The 26045-nt window shown below is 55.4% G+C and carries 22 protein-coding genes; 1 reads left to right on the top strand and 21 read right to left on the bottom strand.

The features are described 5' to 3' along the window. Nucleotides 1–73 precede the first annotated feature (73 nt). The 21 genes from galF to SK51_RS12230 all read right to left on the bottom strand — a co-directional run bounded on the left by galF (nt 74) and on the right by SK51_RS12230 (nt 23744). The gene (galF, locus tag SK51_RS12330) at nt 74–970 is read right to left on the bottom strand and encodes a GalU regulator GalF (protein ID WP_023306567.1); all 897 of its coding nucleotides are present in this window, start codon (nt 968–970) and stop codon (nt 74–76) included. Nucleotides 971–1144: 174 nt separating this feature from the next. After that, nucleotides 1145–2536, bottom strand: coding sequence for a colanic acid biosynthesis protein WcaM (wcaM, locus tag SK51_RS12325; RefSeq protein WP_023306568.1), 1392 nt, complete (start codon nt 2534–2536; stop codon nt 1145–1147). A 12-nt stretch (nt 2537–2548) separates the two neighbouring features. After that, the gene (gene wcaL / locus SK51_RS12320; protein WP_023306569.1) at nt 2549–3769 is read right to left on the bottom strand and encodes a colanic acid biosynthesis glycosyltransferase WcaL; all 1221 of its coding nucleotides are present in this window, start codon (nt 3767–3769) and stop codon (nt 2549–2551) included. Further along, nucleotides 3766–5046 (bottom strand): colanic acid biosynthesis pyruvyl transferase WcaK, encoded by a 1281-nt coding sequence (gene wcaK / locus SK51_RS12315; RefSeq protein WP_023306570.1) that lies wholly within the window; start codon nt 5044–5046, stop codon nt 3766–3768. Before wcaK ends, wcaL begins: the two co-directional genes overlap by 4 nt. 15 nt (nt 5047–5061) lie before the next feature. After that, complete coding sequence (wzxC, locus tag SK51_RS12310) at nt 5062–6540, bottom strand: colanic acid undecaprenyl disphosphate flippase WzxC (RefSeq protein WP_022648629.1); 1479 nt, start codon at nt 6538–6540, stop codon at nt 5062–5064. A gap of 1 nt (nt 6541) precedes the next feature. Continuing rightward, nucleotides 6542–7936 carry an undecaprenyl-phosphate glucose phosphotransferase gene (gene wcaJ / locus SK51_RS12305; RefSeq protein WP_023306571.1) on the bottom strand — a complete coding sequence of 465 codons (1395 nt, stop codon included), beginning with the start codon at nt 7934–7936 and terminating at the stop codon, nt 6542–6544. 128 nt (nt 7937–8064) lie between these two features. Beyond that, nucleotides 8065–9435 carry a colanic acid biosynthesis phosphomannomutase CpsG gene (gene cpsG, locus SK51_RS12300; protein WP_022648631.1) on the bottom strand — a complete coding sequence of 457 codons (1371 nt, stop codon included), beginning with the start codon at nt 9433–9435 and terminating at the stop codon, nt 8065–8067. Nucleotides 9436–9543: 108 nt separating this feature from the next. Beyond that, nucleotides 9544–10980 (bottom strand): mannose-1-phosphate guanyltransferase, encoded by a 1437-nt coding sequence (gene cpsB / locus SK51_RS12295; protein ID WP_023306572.1) that lies wholly within the window; start codon nt 10978–10980, stop codon nt 9544–9546. A 3-nt stretch (nt 10981–10983) separates the two neighbouring features. Continuing rightward, nucleotides 10984–12207, bottom strand: coding sequence for a colanic acid biosynthesis fucosyltransferase WcaI (gene wcaI / locus SK51_RS12290; protein WP_022651482.1), 1224 nt, complete (start codon nt 12205–12207; stop codon nt 10984–10986). Beyond that, the gene (locus tag SK51_RS12285; protein WP_072201098.1) at nt 12204–12683 is read right to left on the bottom strand and encodes a GDP-mannose mannosyl hydrolase; all 480 of its coding nucleotides are present in this window, start codon (nt 12681–12683) and stop codon (nt 12204–12206) included. The genes wcaI and SK51_RS12285 overlap by 4 nt, the downstream gene beginning before the upstream one ends. A 2-nt stretch (nt 12684–12685) precedes the next feature. Next, nucleotides 12686–13651 carry a GDP-L-fucose synthase gene (gene fcl, locus SK51_RS12280; protein WP_048206735.1) on the bottom strand — a complete coding sequence of 322 codons (966 nt, stop codon included), beginning with the start codon at nt 13649–13651 and terminating at the stop codon, nt 12686–12688. Nucleotides 13652–13653: 2 nt separating this feature from the next. Next, on the bottom strand, nt 13654–14775 hold the full coding sequence (gene gmd, locus SK51_RS12275) for a GDP-mannose 4,6-dehydratase (protein WP_003863514.1): 1122 nt from the start codon (nt 14773–14775) through the stop codon (nt 13654–13656). A 24-nt stretch (nt 14776–14799) separates the two neighbouring features. Then, nucleotides 14800–15348: a colanic acid biosynthesis acetyltransferase WcaF gene (gene wcaF, locus SK51_RS12270; protein WP_032676169.1), complete on the bottom strand. Its 549-nt coding sequence runs from the start codon at nt 15346–15348 to the stop codon at nt 14800–14802. 16 nt (nt 15349–15364) lie between these two features. Next, the gene (gene wcaE, locus SK51_RS12265; RefSeq protein ID WP_023300546.1) at nt 15365–16111 is read right to left on the bottom strand and encodes a colanic acid biosynthesis glycosyltransferase WcaE; all 747 of its coding nucleotides are present in this window, start codon (nt 16109–16111) and stop codon (nt 15365–15367) included. 16 nt (nt 16112–16127) lie between these two features. Beyond that, nucleotides 16128–17348 carry a colanic acid polymerase WcaD gene (gene wcaD, locus SK51_RS12260; protein ID WP_022648637.1) on the bottom strand — a complete coding sequence of 407 codons (1221 nt, stop codon included), beginning with the start codon at nt 17346–17348 and terminating at the stop codon, nt 16128–16130. Further along, entirely contained in the window at nt 17323–18540 is a 1218-nt protein-coding gene (gene wcaC / locus SK51_RS12255) for a colanic acid biosynthesis glycosyltransferase WcaC (RefSeq protein WP_023300547.1), read from the bottom strand. Before wcaC ends, wcaD begins: the two co-directional genes overlap by 26 nt. Beyond that, nucleotides 18537–19028, bottom strand: a complete 492-nt coding sequence (gene wcaB, locus SK51_RS12250; protein WP_023306573.1) for a colanic acid biosynthesis acetyltransferase WcaB — start codon at nt 19026–19028, stop codon at nt 18537–18539. The genes wcaC and wcaB overlap by 4 nt, the downstream gene beginning before the upstream one ends. Further along, the gene (wcaA, locus tag SK51_RS12245) at nt 19028–19870 is read right to left on the bottom strand and encodes a colanic acid biosynthesis glycosyltransferase WcaA (protein ID WP_048206734.1); all 843 of its coding nucleotides are present in this window, start codon (nt 19868–19870) and stop codon (nt 19028–19030) included. Before wcaA ends, wcaB begins: the two co-directional genes overlap by 1 nt. Nucleotides 19871–19992: 122 nt before the next feature. Continuing rightward, entirely contained in the window at nt 19993–22155 is a 2163-nt protein-coding gene (wzc, locus tag SK51_RS12240; protein WP_022648640.1) for a tyrosine-protein kinase Wzc, read from the bottom strand. 2 nt (nt 22156–22157) lie between these two features. Continuing rightward, a complete protein-coding gene (gene wzb / locus SK51_RS12235) occupies nt 22158–22601 on the bottom strand; it encodes a low molecular weight protein-tyrosine-phosphatase Wzb (RefSeq protein WP_003862078.1) in 444 nt (147 codons plus the stop codon). Between the two features lie 6 nt (nt 22602–22607). After that, the gene (locus SK51_RS12230) at nt 22608–23744 is read right to left on the bottom strand and encodes a polysaccharide export protein (RefSeq protein ID WP_022648641.1); all 1137 of its coding nucleotides are present in this window, start codon (nt 23742–23744) and stop codon (nt 22608–22610) included. A gap of 693 nt (nt 23745–24437) precedes the next feature. Between SK51_RS12230 and SK51_RS12225 the strand changes: the two genes are divergently transcribed. Next, entirely contained in the window at nt 24438–26021 is a 1584-nt protein-coding gene (locus SK51_RS12225) for a TerC family protein (protein ID WP_048206732.1), read from the top strand. Nucleotides 26022–26045: the final 24 nt, after the last annotated feature.

Here is a 26045-nt window from a genome sequence, read left to right as displayed (position 1 = left end):
CATTTTGTTTATGTAACAACATAACAAAATGATGGCTGCCGCGCATAAGGTCTTTCAGGCTGCGGAAGGACTATCAGTCGTTAGCCAGCAACTTCTCAATCCGGCTTCTGAACTTCGCCCCTTCCTTCAGATTACGCAGGCCATAGTTCACAAACGCCTGCATATACCCCATTTTCTTACCGCAGTCATAGCTGTCACCGGTCATTAGCATGGCATCAACCGACTGCTTCTTCGCCAGCTCAGCAATCGCATCGGTCAGCTGGATACGGTCCCAGGCACCCGGCTCGGTTTTTTCCAGCTCAGCCCAGATATCCGCATTCAGCACATAACGGCCGACTGCCATCAGGTCGGAGTCCAGGGTCTGCGGCTGATCGGGTTTTTCGATAAACTCAACGATACGGCTCACCTGCCCTTCCGACTCCAGCGGCTCTTTAGTCTGAATAACTGAGTACTCAGAGAGATCACCCTTCATACGTTTCGCCAGCACCTGGCTGCGACCCGTTTCGTTGAAGCGTGCAACCATTGCCGCCAGGTTGTAACGCAGCGGATCGGCAGAAGCGGTATCAATGATGATATCGGGCAGTACCACGATAAACGGGTTATCGCCTACGACCGGACGCGCGCACAGGATCGAGTGGCCCAGACCCAGCGGCTGCGCCTGACGCACGTTCATGATGGTCACGCCAGGAGGGCAGATAGACTGAACTTCCGCCAGAAGCTGACGCTTAACGCGCTGCTCAAGCAACGCTTCGAGTTCATAAGAGGTGTCGAAGTGGTTCTCTACCGCATTCTTCGAAGAGTGCGTCACCAGAACGATTTCTTTGATCCCTGCAGCAACAATCTCGTCGACGATGTACTGAATCATCGGCTTGTCAACGATCGGCAGCATCTCTTTGGGAATTGCCTTCGTGGCTGGCAACATATGCATGCCCAGACCCGCTACCGGTATGACTGCTTTCAAATTAATCATTATTTCTTCCACCTTAAAATGGTTGACGAATTATAGCTTTTAAACCTGTTTTCGCCAGCATGTTTTGCCGTAAATATGAAGTAATCCTAGGTCACCCCACCACAAATTACAGTAGTTGTAATCTGAATAGATCGCGATTTCGTTCCAGGAATTGTCGCAAAATAGTCTGGATGATTACCTGTGCGGCAGCGCAAAATTCAACCGTTCCGTATTCACCACGTGTTGATCGACCCGATCAATATCTACCGAACTCTGCCCCTTTTCATTTACCGCTTTTATGTTCGCGAGCGACAACAGCGTCTCGTTTTTAGCCATAAACTTCCCGCGCACGTCTTTGCGCAAATCGAAGTTCATCTTCAGGGCCGGTCCCGTCGTTGACTCCTGCATCACGTTGATATTACGTAAGAAAAGGTGTTGGGGTTTGTTATGCAGCTCAAGCGTTGCCCGCTGCATCTCAACGTTGGTGATGGCAACAAACGACGTGGCATTGCCGGAGGAAATCTGTATCCCGCGCAGCTTATAGGCAAGCTGTCGGTTATCCAGGCGAATATCGTTAAGTTTGAAGTTCTGCGGTATCGACAGATAATCGCCCTTGATCACGCCATAGCCAATTAGCATTCCGGCGCTGTTGACCATATCGACATTATCAATAACGAAATTATCACAGCCATAAATAGCTACCGTCGCGTTATCAATTCCGGCCTTTTTACTGAAGTCGGGAGTAATATTGCTGGCCTTGATATTACGGATTACAAAGTGTTTACCGTTTTCAACATGCACCAGCTGCCGACAGTTGCTGCCGGTGATATTTGCCACCACGAAGTTTTTAACGGTCTGCTGTTCCGGATAATCATTGTCGTACGTACTGCCGGCCAGCCCGATGCCTATGCCCCAGTTGATCTTGCCGTTGGTGCAGTTGATGTTATCGATCACGTGGTCCGAGATCAGGATGTTACGGTCGTTAATCGCCACGTTCCACTCAATCGCGTCACCCTGCAAGTGGCTGAATTGACTGTTGGTAATGCGCGCACCGTCCACCTGATTGTGGAACCCCTGACGCAGGATCGCGTAGTTGGCCTGCGTCACGGTGATGTTATCGATGAGCAGGTTGCGCATCACTCGCCGCTTTTTACCGCCGATGTAGATCTGGGTGACGGGGCCGAAGCCGCTCATCGCCAGCCCTTTAATGACACAGTCGGAGCCACGCACGTCCAGCGTGATGTTATGCGTGCGCCCTTCTCCTTCCCCAATGACCTTGCAGCCCTCCTGAAGCACAAACCGCCCGCGCCCGTTGCCCTTCAGCGTACCGCGGATCAGCAGGGTTTTGCCATCAGGAATGAAAATGCCGGTATTGATGTTTTCACAGGTTAACCCGGCGGGAACAACAACGGTATCGCCCTCGGCAAATGCCTGCTTAAACGCGGCGATCCAGTCCTTATTGTTGTAACGATCGACAGAAACCGTCTTCCCGGTTGCCGCCCGCACAGCGCGGGGTGACAGCAGCGGCATGGCAGCCAGGACGGATAAAGAAGAGACAAATCGGCGTCGGGTAATCTTATTCAGCATACAACCTCAGCGTTACAGCGTTTGCAGCAGGCTCGCTAACTGGCGATTAATCACCTGCTGATTGAATTCTGCTTCAACTTTTTGCCGCGCATTTTGCAGCACAGGGATCAGCGTCTGCTGATCGATATCGCTGAACGCGGCCAGACGGTCCGCCAGCGCCAGCGCATTGTTTTCAGGGACCAGCCAGCCGGAATGCTCAGAGGTGATCAGCTCCGGGATGCCGCTGTGTAACGTCGAGACCACCGGAATGCCGACGGCCATCGCCTCCATCAGCGCCACGGGAATGCCTTCCATATCACCGTCGGCGCCGGTTACGGAAGGCAGCAGGAACACATCCGCGTCATCGAGCATGGCTTTCACTTCGTGGCTCGGCTTGAAGCCGGGCATCTCGACCACGTCTTCCAGCTGATACTGTTCAATCAGCGTGCGCAGGCGACGCTCCCACGGCCCGATACCCAGGATGCGGTAGTGGAAGTCCACACCACGCGCCTTCAGCTGGCGACAGGCTTCGATGGCTACGTGCAGCCCTTTCTTTTCGGTCAGGCGGGCAACAGAGATAATTTGCAGCGGCTTGCCCGGCACCTTGACGGGTCGTTGGGTGAAGCGTTCCATGTCCACGCCCATGCGTGAAACGGTGATTTTCTCGCTCGGGCACCCCATGGTTTTCAGGCGCCCGGCCCACAGGTCGCTTATCGGCAGCATCATGTCACCACGGCGAAACAGCTGCTGATATTCCGGCGTGTAGTGGTTCAGCACTTCCCGGCTGGAGATATCGATACCGTGGAAAATGGTGGCGATTTTGCCGTCAATCACCCCCAGCTCACGCAGTTTTGCCGCCGTGACGCCAGCCGGGCCAAAGTGAGCGATAAAGACATCGGCCCGGTACGGCTGGGCCGTTTGCCCGCAAATGGCGGATAAGATCAGGTTGCGGGCCTCCGCCCCATAGCGCGACATATTCAGCGCCCGCCACGTCGAGGCGCGATGCAGGCCGCGCAGCGTCTGTCCGGCGCGATGGCGCAGTTTGTTCATCCGTCCGGCGGGTTCGTCCTGCAACCAGCGGGTTTTCGCCTCCAGCCCATACTGGGTATACGCCGCATGGGTGTTTTGCGTATCGCCCTTTTGCAGGGCGATAATCTCCACGTCATACCCCATATCGATAAACGCGGTGATTTGGTTCAGCACAAAGGTTTCAGACGACAGCGGAAATTTCAGTAAGAAGAAACCAACCTTCATTTCCCCTCCCGGACGCGGTCGAGGACGGATTTCACCATGCCAATACCTTTTTCGCGTTCGGCTTTCACCGCCACCGTCAGACGTTCGTTTATCGCAGGCAACTGGCCGAGCGTGTCGCCCACCATCGCACCCAGCGATCCGTCCAGCAGATGACGAATATCGACGGCCATTTCCGGCATACCGAGCTGCTGCATAATGCCCGCGGACTTGTGTTCGTAGTTGATGGCGATGGCTGGCGTGCCGAAGTTCATCGAGATAATGGCTGAGTGCAGACGCGTGCCCACGGTCAGTTCGCAGGCGGAGAGCAGCTTGCCCATCTCCAGGTCGTTCAGCTCGTCCATCACCACGTGGTAGCGGGATGGGTCGTTGACCAGGTTGCGCAGGTTGAGCGCCACCATGCGGTCATCTTTGTTGTAGCTGTCGATACCGGTACAGGTGGAAAGCGCCAGCACCTGGTAACCGCTGTCCAGCACGCGGTTCACCACCTCGGCAAAGGCTTTTTCATACGCCGCCTGAGTCGTGCCGAGGCGTTTATCGAAGGGCGCAAGTTCACGCAGGGTAATGGCGACGGTTTTCTGTTTTGCCGCCACGTCCAGCCAGTGCTGTACCGCGTAGCTGGCCTGGAAGCTGTCATCCTGATGATCCACCAGCCAGGCGGTGTCTACGCCGTGCTCCACTTTGGTGGTGTCGATTTCGCTGCGCTTCATCATGTCGAGGCTGACCGATTCGCGCAGGATCAGCGCGTCACAGTGGCCGAAGACATAGTTCGCCAGCTGGTTGAACTGCGGATCCTGGAACGGCCCGACGCTGTGGCCAATCATAAACAGCGGTTTTTTCGCCATAAAGGTGCAGAGCGCATGCTCAAACTGCGGCACGCCGTACAGGTCGACGAAGAACGAGCCGCCCACCTGAATAATGGCGTCATAGCCGGACAGCAGACGCACGAAATCGGTAAAGCCCTGCGCGATGGCGATGTTGCGCAGCTTGCCGGTGTCGGTTACGCGAGAAAGCAGCACCTGATGCTGGTAGCGGCGACGCAGCACTTTCTTCACGCGCCCCATCACGCCCGCAGCGTTGTTGTGCTGTTTCATCTGGCTGTAGAGCGGGTCGCCCATCACCGGGCGGTTCAGTAACCAGGATGAGCTGACCGGATAACGGCTCATCACATCCACTTCTGTCTCAGGCTTAAGGGTGTTAATTGCATCCAATAAACCGCGCAGGATGGCGCTGTCGCCACGGTTGCCGCAGGTATGGTTGCCAAGAATAAGTAATTTCATAATGGCCTCGTAAAATTAGCCTGCGCGAAGCAGCGTTTTCATTTTTTCGTTACGGCAAAACTGGCGCTTTATCTCAACCACCAGCGCATTGCGTGACAGTACAATCATCACGCCGAATGCCAGCGCGCCTGCCGCGACCTGCACCGCAAGCAGCGCCGCCAGCGGCAGATGCCCGTTGAGCACCACGCCCAGGCCGTAGCTCACCGCCAGAGTCGGTAAGGAGAGATAAAACGGCAGCCACAGGCTGAGAATGTACTGACGGTAGCTGGAGCCCAGCACCGGTTTGATCATCACGAAGTAGCTCAGCACGGTATTAACGATCTGCACCAGCAGGAAGCCGAGCGTCACGCCAATGGCGCCCGCCATGTGCCCGCCCACAATAATTGCCGGAATAAACAGGAAGGTTTTAAACACGTTGAACTTGAAGCTGATATCCACGCGCGCCTTCGCCATCAGCAGAGAACCAATTGGATTCCCCACCGAGCGCAGCAGCCCCACAACGCACAGCAGTTGCAGGATCGGGATGATGCTGTTCCACTTCTCGCCAAACACCAGCGGTACGAAATTGCTGGCGACCACCATCAGCCCCAGCAGTACCGGGAAGTTGATGATCCCCACCACGGAGAGCAGTTTGTAAAAGTTTACGCGCAGCTTCTCGGTATCGTCCTGAATTTTGGCGAACGCCGGGAACAGCACGCGGGTAATGATTGGGTTGAGCTTCATCGGTGGGACAACCGCGACGTTATACGCCAGGTTGTAGCCGCCCGCGACGCTCGCGCCCAGAATGCGCGCCAGCACCAGCGTAGAGAGGTTAGTATTCACATAGTTGATAATGCTGTCTGCCGTCAGCCACGCGCCGAAGCGCAGGTTGGATGAAACAGACGCCAGCGAAAAATGCAGTCCCGGGCGATAAATCTTGCGGCCAAAGAAGCCAAACAGCAGCGTGCGCACGGCAGAGTTAACGAGGTAGCCGAGAATGGCGGTCATCGCCAGCGGCCAGAAATGGGCGCTGACAACGGTGAAGGTAAAGCCCGCCAGCACGGCGCTGGTTTCAATCATGCCGATCTTGTTGAACTCCAGCTCTTTCTGCATCAGCGCGCGGAACTGCTGCCCGTGCGGGATCACCACGAAAGCAAACGACAGGGTGCGCATCAGCGGCGCCAGGTCCGGGTTATGCAGCACGCCGGCAATCACATCGCTCAGCAGGAACACCAGCACAAAGACGAAGATACCCAGCCCAACGTTCAGCCAGTAGAGGGTGGTCAGCTCAAGATGGCTGATCTCTTTGCGCTGGATAATGGAGTTGGCGATACCAAAGTCCGACAGCGTATCGGCCAGGGCGATAATCACCAGCGAGACGGTCAGCAGACCAAACTGGTGGTTATCGATAATGCGCGCCAGCACCGTCATCTGCACCAGGCCGAGGCCAATGATGACGATGGTGGCCATGGCTGACCATTTTGCGCCGCTGATGGTTTTTTCTCGTAAGCTCATCTTAGTACGCCGCTTTGTTCACGAAGCCTTTGAAAATGGTCAGAAAAACAATCTTGATATCGAACCAGAGGCTCCACTCGCGGATGTACTCCAGATCGAACTCGATGCGTTTTTCCATTTTTTCCAGCGTGTCGGTCTCGCCGCGCCACCCGTTGATCTGCGCCCAGCCGGTGATGCCTGGCTTCACCTTATGGCGCAGCATGTAGCCTTCAATCAGGGTACGGTACTGCTCGTTATGGGCCACGGCGTGAGGACGAGGCCCGACGATGGACATCCCGCCGGTGAACACGTTGATGAACTGCGGCAGCTCATCGAGCGAGGTACGGCGCAGGAAGTTACCCACGCGGGTGACGCGCGGATCGTTCTGTGTCGCCTGGGTCACCACCTTGTCGTTCTCCATCACCTTCATGGAGCGGAATTTCCACACCATGATCGGCTTACCGTCCATGCCGTAGCGGGTCTGACGGAAGATGATCGGCCCCGGAGAGCTGAGCTTCACCGCCAGCGCAATGCAGCACAGCACCGGGGAGATGAGCAGCAGGATCAGGGACGAAAGTACGATATCCTCCACGCGCTTCAGCACGCGGTTAATCCCCGACAGCGGCGTGTCGTACAACGGAACAACCGGTACCCCGTTCACCTCTTCAATACGGGAGTGGAGAATATTGAAGGTAAACACGTCAGGGATGAGGATCACCGAGCAGGTTGTATCGGCCAGCTCGCGCATCAGTGTCTTGATGCGGGATTCATCTTTCATCTGCATGGCGATGTAGACGTTGTGAATTTTGCCGGCTTTCGCGTCTTCTATCAGCTGTTCGTAGCTGCCCGCCCAGTCAGATGGTACGCCGCCGGGCTTCGCGTCGTGATAAACCCCCACCACTTCAAAACCTAACCATGGCTCTTTGCGGAAGCTGTCGAGCAGCACCTGTCCCACCGGCAGGTCGCCCGCCACGGCAACAAAGCGACGGTTATACCCACGGTTGCGCAGCCAGCCCGCGCCAAAGCGGATCAGCGAGCGGCAAACCACCATGCCAACGCTGGTTAACAGATACCAGCAGAGATAGGTCACAAAGCGGTTATCAAAATCATGGCTGAACGCCACCAGGCCCGCGCTGAAAATCAGGCTTAAGGTCCAGTTCTGTAGCAGCAGCATCAGTTCGGTGGTCATTTTGACGCCACGCCATGAACGATAGAAATCGGTCATGCCGCCGATCATCTGAAACACCACCAGCGCAATCAACGCCATCAGCAAGTGCATGTATAAGAACGACTGCCCGCTGACCCAACACACCGCCCACAGTCCGCCGACCATGATGGTGATATCAGAAAAACGCTGCACCATAGAGATTAACGATGCATTCGTTCTCGCTCGCTCGCGCTTTTTTAGATTTGTCATCGTTGTTCCTTTAGTTCTAAACCTTTCCCCTCGCCCCTCACCCCGGCCCTCTCCCCAAAGGGGAGAGGGTGTTCAAGTTCCCTCTCCCCTTTGGGGAGAGGGTTAGGGTGAGGGGTAAGGTTTTCTTTTTACTGATTCAACAGCGCCAGAATGTCCTTCGTTCGGGCTTCCATCAGCGCGGTATCGGCGCGGGACTCCACGTTCAGGCGCACCACCGGCTCAGTGTTGGAAGAGCGCAGGTTGAAGCGCCACTGCGGGAACGCCATGCTGATACCGTCGGTACGGTCAATCTCCAGCGCATGAATGGCAAAGTGCTGTTCGACGCGGGCGATGGCCTCGGCTGGCTGTGCCAGTTTGCTGTTGATCTCCCCGCTCGCCGGGAAGGCCGCCATGCGGTCGCGCACCAGTTCGCCCAGGCTCTGTCCTTTCAGGCACAGCAGCTCAGTCACCAGCAGCCACGGGATCATCCCGCTGTCGCAGTAGGCAAAATCACGGAAATAGTGGTGGGCGCTCATCTCGCCGCCGTAGATGGCGTCTTCCTCGCGCATACGCTCTTTGATAAACGCGTGGCCGGTTTTGGACATTACCGGCTCGCCGCCCGCGGCCTTCACCACGTCGACGGTGTTCCAGGAGAGGCGCGGATCGTGAATGATCTTCGCGCCCGGGTTTTTCTCAAGGAACGCTTCCGCCAGCAGGCCAACGATGTAGTAGCCTTCGATAAACTGCCCTTTCTCGTCGAACAGGAAGCAGCGGTCGAAATCGCCGTCAAAGGCGATACCCATATCAGCGCCGTGCTCAATCACCGCGTTGCGGGTGTCGTCGCGGCACTCCGGCAGCAGCGGGTTAGGAATACCGTTCGGGAAGTTTCCGTCAGGCGTGTTGTGCACTTTGACGAAGGTCACCGGCACGTTCAGCGCCTTAAAGCGGGCTTCAAGTGCATCGACAACCGGGCCTGCCGCGCCGTTGCCGGAGTTAATCACCAGCTTCAGCGGTTTGAGGTTCGCCACGTTGATGTAGCCCAGCAGGTGGTCTATGTACTCTTTTTGCAGGTTGATCTGCTTATAGCTGCCGCGCTTCGCTTCGTTCACCGGCGGGAAGTCGTTGGCCTCGGCCAGACGCTGCACGTCGCGCAGACCGGTGTCGCCGCTGATAGGACGCGCGCCCTTGCGCACCAGCTTCATGCCGTTGTAGTCCATCGGGTTATGGCTGGCCGTCACTTCGATACCGCCGTCCACGCCCAGGTGGAAGGTGGCAAAATAGATCTCTTCGGTACCGGAAAGGCCAATGTCCAGCACGTCGACGCCCGCGTCCTGTAGCCCTTTCGCCAGCGCCAGTTTCAGGGATTCGCTGGTGAGACGCACGTCGCCGCCCAGCACGATAGTTTGTGGTTTCAGGTATTCGCCGTACGCGCGGCCGATGCGCCACGCAATGTCTTCGTTCAGCTCTTCGCCCAGCTTGCCGCGAATATCGTAGGCTTTAAAACAGGTTAATTTTTCCATGATGACCCCTTTTTCAGGCAACAGTTGGCCCGCCCGTTAACAGGCTTAATTGTTTTTTATTCATTCGTAGGCCGGATAAGCGAAGCGCCATCCGGCGTTAAGACGGCGCTACACCCGCCCGTAGCGGTCCTGGAAGCGCACGATATCGTCCTCTTCCAGATAAGAGCCGGAACGCACCTCAATTAAGTCGAGTGGAATTTTCCCCGGGTTTTCCAGGCAGTGCGTGGCACCCAGCGGAATATAAATGGATTCGTTTTCACCGAGCAGCTTCACTTCACCGTTGATGGTCACTTTGGCGGTTCCCGCCACCACTACCCAGTGTTCGGCGCGGTGATGGTGCATCTGCACCGACAGCCCTTCACCCGGCTTCACGGTGATGCGTTTCACCTGATAGCGCTCGCCAGCGTCGATGGAGTCATATTTGCCCCACGGGCGGTAGACTTCACGGTGAATATGGTGTTCGTGGCGGCCATCGGCCTTGATCTTCTCCACCACTTTTTTAACGTCCTGCACGGCATTACGGTCGGCAATCAGCACCGCGTCTTTGGTCTGCACGACCACCAGATCTTTCACCCCTACCGTGGTGACAAGGCCAGATTCGGCGTAGACGTAGCTGTTTTCCGTTTTGTGGCTGATCACATCACCGTGATGGACGTTACCCTCCGGGGTATGCGCGCTAATCTCCCACAGTGACGACCAGGAGCCAACGTCGCTCCAGCCCGCATCCATCGGCACCACTACCGCATCTGCCGTACGTTCCATCACCGCATAGTCAATGGACTCTTCCGGACAGGCGAGGAAGGCTTCTTCGTCCACGCGGATAAAATCGAGATCCGGATCCACCACCGCCATCGCTTTTTCGCAGGCATTTAAGATATCCGGGCGATATTTTTCCAGCTCTTCCAGGTAGCGACCGGCGCGGAACAGGAACATACCGCTGTTCCAGTAGTATTCACCGCTGGCCACGTAGGCTTGGGCGGTTTCCAGATTCGGTTTTTCGACAAACTGCGCCACGTCAAAGGCCACGCTGTCGCCTTCACCAGGCGTAACGTTGCCGCGGCGAATGTAGCCATAGCCGGTTTCCGGAAGATCCGGCACGATGCCGAAGGTCACCAGCTTGCCGTTCTCAGCGTAAGGAATCGCCGCGCGAACCGCGTCGCGGAAGGCGTCTTCCTGCTGAATAACGTGGTCAGCCGCCAGCACCAGCATCAGCGGGTCGCAGTCCGGGCTGCTGCGTTTTGCTGCCAGCGCCGCAAGAGCAATAGCAGGCGCGGTGTTACGTCCCGCAGGCTCCAGAATGATATTTTCGGTCAGTTTATTCAGCTGGCGCAGCTGCTCGGCAACGATAAAGCGGTGCTGCTCGTTACAGATCACCACCGGGCTTTCACACTCCACGCCGTGCAGACGGTTAACCGTCGTTTGCAGCATGGTGAGGTCGCCCTTCAGGCACAGAAATTGTTTTGGATAAAGCACGCGGGACAGTGGCCACAACCGGCTCCCGGATCCACCCGCCATTACGACCGGATACAAAGTGGTTTGACTCATGATTTATCCCCGTATATCTGCAATAAATTGGCTCAGCACGTTCTCTTTCTCGAGCGTGCGTTCGGCATATTCACGTGCCACCGTGTTCTCTTTTGGCATGGCGAGTGCCTGCTCAATTCCGGTCACCAGCGCAGGAACCGATTCTGGCTCTACGCAAACGGCAATGCCCGGGTAGCTGTTGCACAGCTGGCCTAATTCTGTTGCGGCTTCTGCCGTAATCACCGCATTTCCGCCCACTGCCAGAATGTTGGTCAGCTTGGACGGCAGCACCGCATCCGCCGCGCCGCGTTTTTGCACCACCAGATGGCAATCCGCCATTTTCAGCAGCGCGGGCAGCGCGTCATAAGACTGAAGCGGGAAGAAGCGGATGTTGGTCAGTCCGCGCTCGCTGGCCATTTTTTCCAGCCGCGCTTTACCGCCGCCCTGCCCGACTATCACGAACATCCACGGGTGTTCGCTCAGCTGAAGCGCGGCGTCAATCACGCTCTCCAGCCCCTGTTTTTCGCCGATGTTGCCTGAGTAAAGAATGATTTTTTGCTCAGCAGGCAACCCGAGCTGCGCGCGTAACGCCTGCGCATCCTGGTCTGTCACATCGCGGAAACGCGCCACTTCGGACCAGTTCGGAAAGAAGATCACCTTCTCCGCCGGGACACCCTTCTCCTGCGCCTTGTTCATCATCGAGCGCGAGATGGTCGAGACGTAATCCACGTTGTGCAGGCCGCTGCGCTCAAAGGCGCTGGCGAGCTTCGCCACCTTGCCGCCCTTGCCTTTCCCGGCCATCCCCAGTCCGAGCATGGCGTCCACTTCATAATCCTGAATGTGCAGCAGGGTGCGCGCGCCGGAGAGTTTGCCCAGCAGGCGCATGCCTGGCGTGCAGAACAGGGTCGGCACCACGCCGATGATGCGATCCGGCTTCCAGCGACGTTGCGCCATCAGCGGGAAGAAACTGCTCAGGGCAAAGCTGCCCAGATGAATTAAACGTTTCAGCGTCGAGGGCTGTTTCGGCACGTAGAGCGGGCAGCGCCAGACGGTCGCAGCCCCCTCTTCGCGGCGGTAGCGCCAGCTGGAATAGCGTTCGCCTACCTTCCACTCCGGGTAATACGGCGGGGCGGTAATCACCCGCACGTCATGTCCCTGGCTCGCCATCCACTCGACCATCTCGCCGGTGTATTTCCCGATACCGGTAAGCTCCGGCGAGTAGTTAATTCCGTAGACGAGGATTTTCATAGGCCTGGCACCTCGGCCTGACGTTCCGCAAGGAAGTACGCCCGACTGTTGTCATGGACGTTGTCGCTTGCCAGCAGCGCCTCTGGCGTTAACCAGCGGTAATCGTCATGCTGAGAATCAGGCAGACGCAGGTCTGCCTCACTCACCTTCAGGCGGAACCCCAGCACGACATAGTGCGTGGTGAACCCGGTGCCCGAAAAGTTATCGTCATAGAAGTGCTGCCAGACCCCGTAAAACTGGCCCGCTGCCATCGGCAGTTGCAGGCCCAGTTCCGCCAGAGTGAGACGCTCAAACGCATCGCTTAGCGTCTCATCCTTCTGCACGCGCCCGCCGGGCACGAACCAGAAGCCCTGTGCAGGACGATTGGTTCGTTTCCCCAGCAAGAACTCGCCGCGTTCGTTCTCCACGATCAAATCAATTGAGATGAGCGGAGTGGAACGCACCACCGTGGCAAAATCTTCCTGACTTAAAAACATCATTACCCCCGGAAGCGGTGCTGGTTTTCCAGGAACCACTGGTAGGTGCTGGCCAGCCCCTGCTCCAGTGAGACCTCGTGATACCAGCCCAGCTGATGCAGACGGGTCACGTCCAGCAGCTTGCGCGGCGTGCCGTCCGGTTTGGTGGCATCAAACACCACGCGTCCTTTGTAGCCCACCACCTGCGCGATGGTCTGCGCCAGCTCGCGAATGGTGCAGTCCACGCCGGTCCCGACGTTAATGTGCGACAGCATCGGCTCGGTGTTTTCCTGCCACACCTCGCGATCCAGCTCCATGACGTGAACGCTGGCTGCCGCCATATCGTCCACGTGCAGGAACTCACGCATTGGCGTGCCGCTGCCCCACACCACCACGTCCGGGGCGTTTTCGGCAGTCGCCTCGTGGAAACGACGCAGCAGCGCCGGGATCACGTGCGAATTGCTCGGGTGGAAGTTGTCGTGCGGTCCGTACAGGTTGGTCGGCATTACCGAGCGATAGTCGCGGTTATACTGACGGTTGTACGATTCACACAGCTTGATCCCGGCAATTTTGGCAATCGCGTACGGCTCGTTGGTGGCTTCCAGCGTGCCCTGCAACAGTTCGCTCTCGGCGATCGGCTGTTTCGCCATTTTTGGGTAGATACAGGATGAACCGAGGAACAGCAGCTTGTTCACGTTGTGCAGATGCGCCGCGTGAATGATGTTGCTCTCAATCATCATGTTCTCGTAGATGAAATCCGCCGGGTAGGTGTTGTTAGCGACAATACCGCCCACCTTCGCCGCCGCCAGATACACCTGGTCGATACGTTCGCTGGCGAAGAAGTCCTGCACCGCTTTGCTGTCAAGCAGGTTCAGCTCGTCACGGGTGCGAACAATCACCTCAACGTCGCCCCGCTGTTCAAGCTGGCGGACAATCGCGGAACCCACCATTCCGCGATGACCGGCGACAAAAATACGTTGTTTTGTCATTCTCAGGACTCCAGCGCGATGGCAACCTCGTAGCCATGGGACTTGAGCAGGGAGTGTTTTTTCGCTGCTTCAAGATCTTTGGCCACCATCTCGGATACCATTTCTTGCAGGGTGGTTTCTGGTTTCCAGCCCAGCTTCTCGTGCGCTTTGGTTGGGTCGCCCAGCAGGGTTTCCACTTCAGCAGGACGGAAGTAACGCGGATCCACCTGAACAATCACGTCGCCTGGCTTCACGCCCGGTGCGTCGTGGCCGGTCACGGAAACAACGATACCCTTCTCTTCCACGCCGGTGCCTTCGAAGCGCAGCTTGATGCCCAGCTGTGCCGCAGCCATCTCAACGAACTGACGTACGGAGTACTGCACGCCGGTCGCGATCACGAAGTCTTCTGGCTGTTCCTGCTGCAGCATCATCCACTGCATTTTCACGTAGTCTTTCGCATGGCCCCAGTCACGCAGGGAATCCATGTTGCCGAGGTGCAGGCAAGACTCCAGGCCCTGAGCGATGTTAGCGATCGCGCGGGTGATTTTACGGGTCACGAAGGTTTCGCCACGACGTGGGGATTCGTGGTTGAACAGAATGCCGTTACAGGCGTACATGCCGTAGGATTCACGGTAGTTCACAGTGATCCAGTAAGCGTACAGTTTCGCTACCGCGTACGGAGAACGTGGGTAGAACGGCGTGGTCTCTTTCTGTGGAATTTCCTGCACCAGGCCGTACAGCTCAGAGGTAGATGCCTGATAGAAACGGGTTTTCTTCTCAAGACCCAGGAAGCGAATCGCTTCCAGCAGACGCAGCGTACCCATGGCGTCCACGTCAGCGGTGTATTCCGGGGATTCGAAGGAAACCGCAACGTGGCTCATCGCGCCCAGGTTGTAGACTTCATCCGGCTGTACTTCCTGCAGGATGCGGGTCAGGTTGGAGGTATCGGTCAGGTCGCCGTAGTGCAGGTGGAATTTCGGGTTCGCCGCGTGAGGATCCTGATAAATATGATCGACACGTTCGGTGTTAAATGAAGACGCACGACGTTTAATACCGTGTACTTCATACCCTTTTTCCAGCAGTAACTCTGCCAGGTAAGAACCATCCTGCCCGGTAACGCCGGTGATGAGGGCGACTTTAGACATGTTTATATTCCTCTACTTATGAATTTAATCAGTTTCAACGCGTTCGCGTATCACCACTGCGGGGTTGCCACGGCAAATTTTATTTGCCGGAAGCGATTTAAAAACGCTGCTGCGGGCACCGACTACCGTGCCATCGCCAACAGAAACACCGGGTGCAACAAAGACGTCTGTTGCCAGCCAGCATTTTTCACCGATCACAACAGGCGAAACGGTAATATCAAAATGCGGGCTCATAAAATCGTGACTGCCGGTGCACAAATAACACTTCTGTGAAACCACCGAATTTGCGCCAATCGTAATCTCGCCAAGGGTATATAACACCGCGTCATCCCCTACCCAGGCGTAATCCCCAAGCGTTAATTTCCAGGGATAAGTAATTTTCACCGAAGGACGAATGACTACGTTTTTTCCTATTTTTGCGCCAAACAGACGCAGTAAAAATGCGCGCCAGCGGTACAGTATTTGCGGCGACCAGGCAAATAACGTTGCCTGTACAGCCCACCACAGTTGAACTTTAATACCGCTCCCGCCCCGAAAACCTTTCGGCACGGAGAATCCATTTAATTCCTGCATTACGTTTCCTTATATCTCAGGCTTTGTTATATAAGGCTTTCGCTTTACCCGTCGTTTTCAGACGTAAGAAATAAGATAATTCCGCCCAGAACCCCGGTACGCGTAATATTTTACGCTGCACGTTTTTGGCATCCTGGCACAATTCCAGATTATTCGAGGTTGACACGCCGCCCATTGAAAATTCGGATACCAGTCCTTTAATTCGACGGAACGGGTAGCCAGATTTGTACAGGCTGGCGGCCAGGGCATAATCTGATGACACTTTATATTGCAAATCGTAAGGCTGCTTTTTCAGGCCGCTCATCGGAAAGAAAATAGCCTGATGGCTTGCCGGCAAGCTGTGGTAGATATACCAGCCTGGTTTCGCGCCGCGCAGGACTTTTTTCCCCTCGCCGAAATCAAGCAGCGCATCACCGATAAACATGGCATCTTCTTTCTGGCGCGCCAGCTGGCGTGCAAACAGCGCCACATCTTCATGGAACACGTCGCCGGAATTGAGGAAGATGGCGTAGCGCCCCTGCGCCATGTTGATGCCTTTATTCATGGCATCGTAAATGCCTTTATCTTTCTCGCTGATGTAACGTAAGTTGAACTCACCGTTAAGTTTTTCCAGGAACTCCGCCGTGCCGTCGTTCGAGCCGCCATCGACCACGATCCACTCAAAGGTGAGGCTCGGATCGCGCGCCAGGTTGCGCAGCGAGCGCCAGGTTTTTACCACCCCTTCGTGGTTACGAAAGGCGACAGTAATGACGCTAAGAAACATAAATCACCTCATTTCGTCATACGCTCGTAATATTCAACGCTTTGCGCAAAATAAACGGACATACAATTAAGAATGCATATTCCGGGCTAAATATTGACCCGGTAAAAAACAACGACACCGGTGTGAACAGATAAAGTTGCACGCGAAAGTTCTGGTTATCACCAAACGCGTTAATCATCATTTTGAAAACTTTAAACAGATACCACAGTGTCAACAGTACGGCGAACCAGGAAAAATAGATAATTAACAGATACAGACCATTGTCTATGGTTTTACCGACATCCGCACCGTTAAAGATTCCGAATGATGCAACATATTCGTAAAGTGAGCCGAATCTTACTACGCCATCAATATGGGTTAAGGAATAACCCACCATCACCAGTGGACCAATGATGCGATAATAGGACGACGAACCTTCCGTTCCCAAATCACCCAGACGTTCAGAAATGTACGGGAAGGCGAATATTACGCCCACTAAAAATACCGTCAGAGAAATGATCGCCAGCGGCAGTTTTTTCTTAATCGCCTCTTTGTTCAGGTACTGGAACGCCCACTCCAGCAGGTAAAACAGAATAAACGTCATTACCCCTGAGAACGACCCTGACAGAACGATTCCTGCAAGAATCATAGCATCGGTCTTGGGGGTTTTGATACCGAACTGTTTGATGCTGAGCCAAATTGAGATTAATGCCAGAGCAAAAAACGCCGGTTCAAAATAGAGCGCAGTGGTACGCTTGCCACCAAACTTAATGAAGTTCAGTACATAGCTGTTACTGTATATAAGATATTTCGAAATTATTTCCATCAGGCTACTGCCGCCTGTGAGAATAATTTGCGCCATCTCCAATGCCGCAAGCATAACAATCAGCCCGACGACAATATAAAAGAACCTGAGGATTTTCCTATAATTGTGCGGAGAGATAGTTTTAAAACGAATACTCCACACCATGCCAATAATGATAACGATATAAACAAACAGCATGGTGGAGGTGACATATTTGCTGGCGTCCAGCGACTGACCAAAGATGTAGTTAAAGGCCGTCAGACCAAACCCGATCCCCAGCGCAATCATCAGCTTTTTGAGGTTAAGCTTGTCAACGTATAGCAACAGCAGAACCGGCAGGAAGGTGACGATGGTGATTGGGAAGCTTTCACCGAGCTGGGCAATCTTGACGTTGACCAGCAGGTAGATCAGCGGCAGCAGCAGATAACTACAGATTCTGATAGAACGAGACATACTCCTCCAGCATCTGTTGTCCACTGTACGCTTTGCGGCTGCGGTTGCGGAACGATTCCAGGTCCGTGCCAAAAACAGCCTGCGCGATATCGGCCTTCGACAGCTGCACCAGCGGCAGCACCTCGTTCTCACTGAAGGTTTTACCGCCCGATTTCTCCAGCACTTCGCGCGCCGCGTCGCTGTGGGTGGCAATGACCGGCACGCCAATGGAGAGCGCTTCGCACAGGATCAGCGGGTAGTTGTCCACTCGAGAGCTGAACACCAGCGCGTCCATACCGTTGAGCGCGCTCATCAGTTTGCGCTTGTCGGTTTCAAACCCGTGATTCACCACGTTAGCGCCTTCGAACGGCGAGAATTTGCCGAAGGTATGCAGTTCAATTTTGTCGCCGAGCGCCATCATGTCGCGCACCAGCTGTTGGTTGGTTTTGCCGTCGTAGCGCAGGTCATGGGCGACGACAGCGATTTTCGGCTTGCCCGTGGTAATGGCTACGGGCGTCAGTTCGGCCAGGATCTCTTCCGTCGCCACATCAATACCGTTGTTGATAATCTGGCAGCGCCCTGCTCCGTACAGGCTATTAAAAGCATCTGCCACGTGCTGGCTTGGAGAGATAAAGGTGCAGCCGAGCGAGAGCATGTCGCGGAACAGCTGACGCTTGCCCTCAACCAGCTGATGCGCGCGATCGACCTTCACCGGCGGATAGTTGCTGAGCGTAGGGCATTTCTGGCAGTTATCTTTCCAGCCTTCGCAGCCGTCGGTAAAGGCGCAGCGTCCGGTCACGCTCCAGTGGTCGTGTAGCGTCCAGACGAAACGGGTGTCCGGCTTGTGCGCCTTCACTTTTCCACAAAACGCTACCACCTCTTCCAGATTCAGCCAGTAGCTGTGTAGCACGTGGAAGTGCAGCACAACCGGCCCGCGGGTGCGGGTGACGGTGCGGTAGAGGTTATTCAGGTTGCCGAACAGGTCGCGGTTAAACAGGCGGAACAGCGCAATATTGGCGATGGAGGTCAGACGTGGCGTCTGCTTCAGCACCTGCGGATAGTTATCATGGCTGACGCTTTTCTTGCCGCCCTTGCCGTAACCGTAAACAAAGCGCGACTGTAATCCTTTTTGCAGCGCGCGCTGGTGCAGATCCAGCGCTACGCCTGCCGCCCCGCCCTCTGCGAGGCGTACGTTAAATTGCAGAATGTTCATTTAATCACCTTCACGCGGGCTTTCTCGCCCACCACCAGCGCATTGTCCGGAATGCTGTCCAGCACCACGCTACCTGCGCCAACCGTCACGTTATTGCCCACGGTAATCTCCCCGATAATCACCACGTTGGCGCCCAGCTCGACGTTATTGCCAATCACCGGGCAGGCCAGGCTGTCTGGCCCACGGTTGCCGATTGTCACCCCGTGGCGAATGGTGAAATCATCACCCGCGACGACGAACTTGTTGATGACGACCGCATAGCCGTGATGAATGGTAAAGCGGCGGCCAATGGTGGCAGCGGCCTGAATTTCATAGCCAAAAAAGCATTCGGTGATGATGCGGTACAGCACCAGCACCGGCGCGGCCCAGATATTGTTCAGCACATTTTTTTTGCGCCACACCGAGCAAAAGTGCGCAATACGGTAGGCCAGAACCATGCAGCACGGGCGCAGGCTCCAGCTGTTAGCGCGGCAATCTTCCAGAAACATTATTTCCCCCGAAGCCCGTCAGCCAGACGCTTGCCGTTACGCACCGACAGCAGCGTCAGCAGCGTGCGCCAGTTCATGCGCTTATTGCGGATCTGATAGAGGGTAAAGAGCTGATACTTCCGACTGGCACGGTCAAACTTGTCCTTGTGCTTGCGGTAAAAATGGAAGTAGCCCGAGAATTTTTTCGGTGACGAGGTGATCTGCATCTCCCCGTGGTTGATGTGCAGGATCTGCGTGGCCTCTTCCACCTTCCACGGCTCGCCGTACTCCACCACTATCCGCAGGAAAATGTCGTAATCCTGTGCGGCCTTCAGCTCGGTATCGAACAGACACTCCTTAAAGCGCCAGGCCCAGGTAAACACCTGGTTGCCGATAATGTTGCGCTTGTAGAACAGGCGGCGGGAATACGGTGATTTCGGATACAGCGGCAGGCTGGCCGGCTGCGAATAGACCTCGCCCTGACAGACATAGTCGTTGGCATACAGAAACGCGTGGGTCACCAGCTGCGCTTTGTGCGACAGGAAGATCGACAGACGGTTTGGCGTCCATTCGTCATCATCGTCGATACCGGTCAGATACTGCCCTTTCGCCTGCATAATCGCCTGATTGCGCACCGCGCACGCCCCGGAGTTGATGGCGTTGTGCGTGTACACCACGCGCGGGTCGTTCAGGTCTTCGACAAACTTTTGTAGCTGTTCGTAAGAGGAGGAACAGTCATCCACGATAATCAGTTCCCAGTTATCGTAATCCTGACGCAGGACCGATTTAATCGCGCGGATCGCCAGCTGCTGACGATTCCATGTCGGCATATAGATAGAAATCAAAGGGCGTTGTGTGCTCATGTATTCCTCCTGCCCCTCACCCCGGCCCTCTCCCCGGAGGGGAGAGGGTGAAAGACCGCACCAGGCAGTCCCCTCTCCCCTCAGGGGAGAGGGTTAGGGTGAGGGGTGTGGGGTGTGTTTTGTTATTTAGAGTCAGACTTGTATTCGTACTCGTAGTAGCCGTAATCCTGATAACCCGTCGCACGGCGGAAGATGGAGTTCAGAATGACCCCTTTCACCTCAATACCGTTCTGCTCAAAGCGGCTCAGGCTGGTTTCCACTTCCTTCAGGGTGTTCACCGCATAGCGTGCAACCATCAGCGTGGTGCCCGCATGACGCCCTACCACGGCGGCGTCGGTGACCGCCAGAATTGGTGGGGTATCGATCAGCACAAGGTCATAGTTTTTGCTTGCCCACTCGATCAGCTGCGTGAAGCGCTCGCTCATCAGCAGTTCAGACGGGTTCGGCGGTACCTGGCCACGCGGGATCAGGTCAAATTTCGGAATCGAGGTCGGCTTGGCGCTCTCGCTGATCTCCCCTTTACCCAGCAGGATTTCCGACAGGCCGTTAACGTTGTTGGTGCCCAGCAGCTCATGGGTGTAGCCCTTACGCATGTCGCAGTCGATCAGCAGCACGCGCTTGTTGGTCTGGCTCACCACCGCCGCCAGGTTGGCACAGACGAAGGTCTTACCAATTGACGGGCTGACACCGGTCATCATCAGGACGTTGTTTTTGGCCTGCATCATGGCGAAGTGGAGGCTGGTACGCAGGCTACGCACCGCTTCAATCGCCAGGTCGGTCGGGTTACCCACGGCCAGCAGCTGGCTCTGTTTGTAACGCTTGACGCCCTTAACAGTTTTGACGCTGTCACGGGACTTCTGCCACTCCGAAAGCGGGATGCTGGCGTACACGCTGATCCCGTTCTCTTCCAGCACCTGCGGGCTTTCGATACCGCGGTTGAACAGCGAGCGCAGCAGCACGCCGACGATAGAGAGCATCAGGCCGAGAATAATGCTGCCGAGGATAATCAGCGCTTTCTTCGGCTTCAGCACGCCCGGCTGGGTAATCGCCGGGTCAACGATACGCACGTCGCCCACGGTGCTGGCTTCGGTGATTTTCAGCTCCTGCTGCTTGTTCAGCAGTTGCATGTAAACCTGCTGGCCGGATTCCACATCACGCGTCAGGCGTACGATTTCCTGCTGCGTCTTCGGCATCGCGGTCACGCGGTCATTCAGCTTCGCCTTCTCTTCTTCCAGGGTACGACGTTTCTCGAGCAGCGTGCGGTACGCCGGGTGACGTTTGGTATAGAGCTTGGAAATTTCCGCCTCTTTAAAGGTCAGCTCGTTTAGCTGCGCATCAATATTGACCATGGAGTCGAGAACCGATTTCGCCTCCAGCGGCAGGTCGACGGAGTCTTTATCCTGACGGTATGCGTTCAGCTTGTTCTCGGCGTCATCCAGACGGGCGCGCACCTCCGGCAGCTGTTTACTGAGGAACGCGAGGCTTTTAGCGGCTTCCGCTGACTTGCGCTCAACGTTCTGCTCAAGGTAGTTACGGGTGATGCTGTTCAGGATGTCGCGGATTTGATCCTTGTCTTCACCGGTGAAGGTCATGCTCAGGACGCCGGTGTCCTTGCCGTTTTCGGTGACGGTCAGGTTGTTTTGCAGATTGTTGATCATCCCGAGCGTCGAGAATTTGGTGACCGTAAACTCACCGCCCTCGTGCGCCTGGATGGCACCAACCCTGATGCTCACGCCATCTTTGGTCAGCATCTGCCCCACTTCGCCGCGCGCGCTGAAGCCTGCGTCGCTGGTCAGCTGATACTGTTTGGGTCCCAGCACGGTCAGGGTAAAGGTTTGGTCCCCTGCCCCTTTTGGAATCACGAAGTCGGTCACTTTTACCGTATCGTTACTGCGCCCCATCAGGCGATCCCAGCCTGCGCCAAACACCGGGAAGGTGTTTTTGGTGACCGCGATATCCAGCCCCAGATCGTGAACCGTTTTGCCCAATACCAGGCGCGACTGGATCAGCTGAATTTCAGCCTCCGATGCCGGCGGCTTGTTGGCCAGCGCAGAGCCGATATCCTGAACCAGCGAGTTTCCGGTATTTTGTTCGATCTGCACCAGCGCGTCGGCGCTGTAAATAGGCGTCGCGAACAGCGTATAAACGATCGCCGCCACGGCAAAGATGGCGGTTATACCCAGCACCCACCATTTCGCTTCAATAACGGTCCCGACCAGGCGACCGATATCGATTTCATCACTGCCCGACGTCGGGGCGGCAGAAGGTCTTGTTTTTTCTGTCATTGTTATCCCTGCTGAGCTTTCAGTGCCTGCGCCCACTGGCGGGCAGACTGGTCTAGTAAGGTGTATACCGCCTCAAAGGCCTCGCGGCTCTTGCGATACGGATCGGGAATTTCGCGCTCACCATCCCAGTGACCAAACAGCATCACCTTGCCGCGCATCTCCGGTGCGATATCGCACAGCGCGTGAATGTGGCGTTTTTCCATCGCGAGGATCAGGTCATATTCCCGGCACATTCGGCCAGAGACCTGACGGGCAACGTGCCCGTCGAGTGAGAGGTTATGCTCAAGGGCGACGCTTGCGGCACGTTCGTCGGCACCTTTTCCGACCAGCGCGCCCAGCCCTGCGGAGTCGACCGTTAACGCAGGCTGGTAATTTTTCAACAGCCTTTCAGCCGTGGGGGAACGGCAAATGTTCCCCACACACACCACCAGAATTTTGTTAAACATCGCGGCTTACCAGGTATGAATGTCGCTCGCCGTATCCGTCATGTAGCGAACGCCACTGATGGTAGGCAGCAACTGGTTGATCAGACGGTTCCAGCGGGCAACCGGCGCGGTGGTGACATAGACCACATCGTATGGCTGGAGACGGAACGACGTTGCCATGACCAGCGACGTCGCGTCGGACATGTCCAACTGGTAGATGTTGGCAATCTTGCCTTTCGCGTTTTCGCCTTTGATCGGACGGATCACAAAGATACCGCTGGCGTTGGAGGCGGTCAGATCGATACCTTCCGCGTTGCCCAGGGCTTCGGTCAGGGTCATACCGCTGAAGTCCATCTTAAGGGTGCTCTGTTTCTTCACTTCACCCATCACGAACACTTTCAGATCGTCGTTGCGCGGCACGTAAAGAATATCGCCCGGATAGAGGAGACGGTTCTGGGTCAGGTCACCGTTTTGCATCAGCGCCTGAAGCGAAATGCGCTGCTCTTTGCCGTTGTGGGTCAGCACCACGTTGCGCCAGTCAGCACCGTCGGTTAAGCCGCCTGCGGCATTGATCGCATCAAGAACGGTGAGCGGGACGTTAGTGATAGCCTGCTGGCCGGATTTGTTGACCTGGCCTGAGATATAGGCTTTCTGGGATCGGAACGCGGCGATATTAACGTCCACCTGCGGGTCAGCAATGTACTGCGCCAGGCGGCCGGTAATATCACTACGGATCTCAGCAAGCGTTTTGCCCGCGACGTGCACTTTGCCAATGTAGGGATAGAACATGGTGCCATCGGACTGTACCCAGTTACCGGTGTCGCTTGAGCTGCGGTACTGGCCCGCAGGTGTGGTCAGTTCAGGGTGATCCCAGACGGTCACGTTAATGACGTCACCCGGACCAACGCGATACTGGTAAGAGGCAATTTCCTGGTCCAGAGACATATTTGGCTGAGCAACATTCGGACGTGGGCGTAATTGTTCTACCAGACGTGGGGTTAATGGGTAAACATTCACCATTTTGTCGAGATCAAAATCAGCATCCTGCTGTTTAATCACATCCTTGCCCATTGTTGACATATTGCTGCCGGGAAAGACCGTGCAACCACTCATCAAGGTCACAGACACCAATAATGGCATCAATTTCATTTTGGATTTCATCATTGATTATTTATCACTTTGGCAGAGTAATTATCCTGTGCAATTAAAATAAGCGCGGGTCGTGGTGACAATCAGAATGCAGTTAATCATTTAGCAATATAACTGGCATCAGTCCTAAAAAAAGCTTATTCATCCATTGGCTATTGACAGAATAATTGAGGCTGATTCACACGCTTTCAGGCACGCTACCGCCCTTGGCTTTCAGTTACCAATCCACTGACTAAACAATGCGTTATGGTTAGACACCCTCTTGGATCAGGCTTTTTGAGAAATATATCCGCCACCTTTAACGGGTGATTGATAATGTATAACCTTCACCAAAGACTGAAACAAAAATAGCAACAAGGAGATTTAACATTTGATGCTGGAAGAATTGTTGCAGCTAACCTAATAGCAGGCAAGGAGACAACCGTCCTAATATTCGTTTTTAAGATTAATATTAAGAGCAAAGTTTTGAGGTTTTCGGATTTTCTTTATATTGACAAAATAGAGCGCCGGACCATTTATTGCGATATATCCTAAATATCGTCTTTTGTAATTAAATCTTCGCAATTACCTTATTTACACAGCCCCGCAAATGGGTTTTACCTGAGTGTAGCATTAAGAGAAATCTCACCCCGGCATTGCAATTTCCGGCTGCTTTATCCATGATCGAAGTGTGACATTAGTCATATAACAGAAGGTATTGCATTTACTATGGAATGGATTGCCGATCCATCAATCTGGGCCGGGCTGGTGACGCTGGTCGTCATCGAATTAGTGCTCGGCATTGATAACCTGGTGTTTATCGCCATCCTTGCCGATAAATTACCCCCTTCACAACGCGACCGCGCCCGCGTGACGGGTCTTCTGCTCGCCATGGTGATGCGTCTGCTGTTACTGGCCTCAATATCATGGCTGGTCACGCTCACCAAACCCTTATTCAGCGTGCAGGGTCTGAGCTTTAGCGCCCGCGACCTGATCATGCTTTTCGGCGGATTGTTCCTGCTGTTCAAAGCCACGGTTGAGCTTAATGAGCGGCTGGAAGGAAAAGACAGTGAAAACCCCACCCAGCGGCGCGGCGCTAAATTCTGGCCGGTGGTCGCGCAGATAGTGGTGCTGGATGCCGTCTTTTCTCTCGACTCCGTGATTACTGCCGTCGGGATGGTTGACCATCTGGCGGTGATGATGGCCGCCGTGATCATTGCCATCACCCTGATGGTGCTCGCCAGTAAAGCCCTGACGCGCTTCGTGAACAGTCACCCGACTATCGTCATTCTCTGTCTGAGCTTCCTGCTGATGATTGGCTTTAGCCTGGTGGCGGATGGTTTTGGCTTCCATATCCCGAAAGGATATCTGTACGCAGCCATTGGTTTCTCGGTGCTTATTGAGTTTCTTAACCAGCTGGCCATTTTCAACCGCCGCCGTTTTCTTTCCGCGAACCAGACATTACGACAGCGCACCGCAGATACGGTGATGCGCCTGCTGAGCGGCAAAAAAGAGGATGCCGAGCTGGATGCTGAATCCGCTGCGATGCTAGCCGACCACAGCGACGGGCAGATCTTCAACCCGCAGGAACGCCGGATGATAGAGCGCGTGCTTAACCTCAACCAGCGCTCGGTCAGCAGTATCATGACCTCCCGCCACGACATTGAGCATATTGACCTGACGGCACCGGAAGAGCAGATCCGTGCCCTGCTGGATAAAAACCAGCACACCCGCGTGGTGGTGACCGGCGGAGAAGAGGAAGAAGAGCTGCTGGGCGTGGTACACGTGATTGACCTGCTGCAACAGCAGCTTCACGGCGAGCCGCTCAACCTGCGGGCGCTGGTGCGCCAGCCGCTGGTCTTCCCGGAAGCGCTGCCGCTGCTCTCCGCGCTGGAGCAGTTCCGCAACGCGCGTACCCACTTCGCGTTTGTCGTTGATGAGTTTGGTTCTGTGGAAGGGCTGGTGACGCTCAGCGACGTGATGGAAACCATCGCCGGTAATCTGCCTAATGAGGTGGATGAGATCGATGCACGCCACGATATTCAGAAAAACGCAGACGGCAGCTGGACCGCCAACGGCCATATGCCGCTCGAAGATCTGGTGCAGTTCGTTCCGCTTCCGCTGGACGAGAAGCGCGAATACCACACCATCGCCGGTTTGCTGATGGAATATCTGCAACGTATTCCGCAGCCGGGCGAAGATGTCCAGGTGGGGAATTACATGATCAAAACCTTGCAGGTAGAGAGCCATCGCGTGCAGAAGGTGCAGCTGATACCGCTGCGCGGTGAAGATGAGATGGATTTTGAGGTGTAAAAAAGCCGGGTGGCGCTTCGCTTA

It is taken from the genome of Enterobacter sp. MGH85 (assembly GCF_001037655.1).
Classification (GTDB): Bacteria; Pseudomonadota; Gammaproteobacteria; order Enterobacterales; family Enterobacteriaceae; genus Enterobacter; species Enterobacter intestinihominis.
This window is presented reverse-complemented; position numbering and strand designations above follow the sequence as displayed.

Bases quoted from the DNA above. Each gene is read 5' to 3' on its own strand.
- galF (WP_023306567.1), bottom strand. From the start codon at position 970: ATGATTAATTTGAAAGCAGTCATACCGGTAGCGGGTCTGGGCATGCAT.
- wcaM (WP_023306568.1), bottom strand. From the start codon at position 2,536: ATGCTGAATAAGATTACCCGACGCCGATTTGTCTCTTCTTTATCCGTC.
- wcaL (WP_023306569.1), bottom strand. From the start codon at position 3,769: ATGAAGGTTGGTTTCTTCTTACTGAAATTTCCGCTGTCGTCTGAAACC.
- wcaK (WP_023306570.1), bottom strand. From the start codon at position 5,046: ATGAAATTACTTATTCTTGGCAACCATACCTGCGGCAACCGTGGCGAC.
- wzxC (WP_022648629.1), bottom strand. From the start codon at position 6,540: ATGAGCTTACGAGAAAAAACCATCAGCGGCGCAAAATGGTCAGCCATG.
- wcaJ (WP_023306571.1), bottom strand. From the start codon at position 7,936: ATGACAAATCTAAAAAAGCGCGAGCGAGCGAGAACGAATGCATCGTTA.
- cpsG (WP_022648631.1), bottom strand. From the start codon at position 9,435: ATGGAAAAATTAACCTGTTTTAAAGCCTACGATATTCGCGGCAAGCTG.
- cpsB (WP_023306572.1), bottom strand. From the start codon at position 10,980: ATGAGTCAAACCACTTTGTATCCGGTCGTAATGGCGGGTGGATCCGGG.
- wcaI (WP_022651482.1), bottom strand. From the start codon at position 12,207: ATGAAAATCCTCGTCTACGGAATTAACTACTCGCCGGAGCTTACCGGT.
- SK51_RS12285 (WP_072201098.1), bottom strand. From the start codon at position 12,683: ATGTTTTTAAGTCAGGAAGATTTTGCCACGGTGGTGCGTTCCACTCCG.
- fcl (WP_048206735.1), bottom strand. From the start codon at position 13,651: ATGACAAAACAACGTATTTTTGTCGCCGGTCATCGCGGAATGGTGGGT.
- gmd (WP_003863514.1), bottom strand. From the start codon at position 14,775: ATGTCTAAAGTCGCCCTCATCACCGGCGTTACCGGGCAGGATGGTTCT.
- wcaF (WP_032676169.1), bottom strand. From the start codon at position 15,348: ATGCAGGAATTAAATGGATTCTCCGTGCCGAAAGGTTTTCGGGGCGGG.
- wcaE (WP_023300546.1), bottom strand. From the start codon at position 16,111: ATGTTTCTTAGCGTCATTACTGTCGCCTTTCGTAACCACGAAGGGGTG.
- wcaD (WP_022648637.1), bottom strand. From the start codon at position 17,348: ATGTCTCGTTCTATCAGAATCTGTAGTTATCTGCTGCTGCCGCTGATC.
- wcaC (WP_023300547.1), bottom strand. From the start codon at position 18,540: ATGAACATTCTGCAATTTAACGTACGCCTCGCAGAGGGCGGGGCGGCA.
- wcaB (WP_023306573.1), bottom strand. From the start codon at position 19,028: ATGTTTCTGGAAGATTGCCGCGCTAACAGCTGGAGCCTGCGCCCGTGC.
- wcaA (WP_048206734.1), bottom strand. From the start codon at position 19,870: ATGAGCACACAACGCCCTTTGATTTCTATCTATATGCCGACATGGAAT.
- wzc (WP_022648640.1), bottom strand. From the start codon at position 22,155: ATGACAGAAAAAACAAGACCTTCTGCCGCCCCGACGTCGGGCAGTGAT.
- wzb (WP_003862078.1), bottom strand. From the start codon at position 22,601: ATGTTTAACAAAATTCTGGTGGTGTGTGTGGGGAACATTTGCCGTTCC.
- SK51_RS12230 (WP_022648641.1), bottom strand. From the start codon at position 23,744: ATGATGAAATCCAAAATGAAATTGATGCCATTATTGGTGTCTGTGACC.
- SK51_RS12225 (WP_048206732.1), top strand. From the start codon at position 24,438: ATGGAATGGATTGCCGATCCATCAATCTGGGCCGGGCTGGTGACGCTG.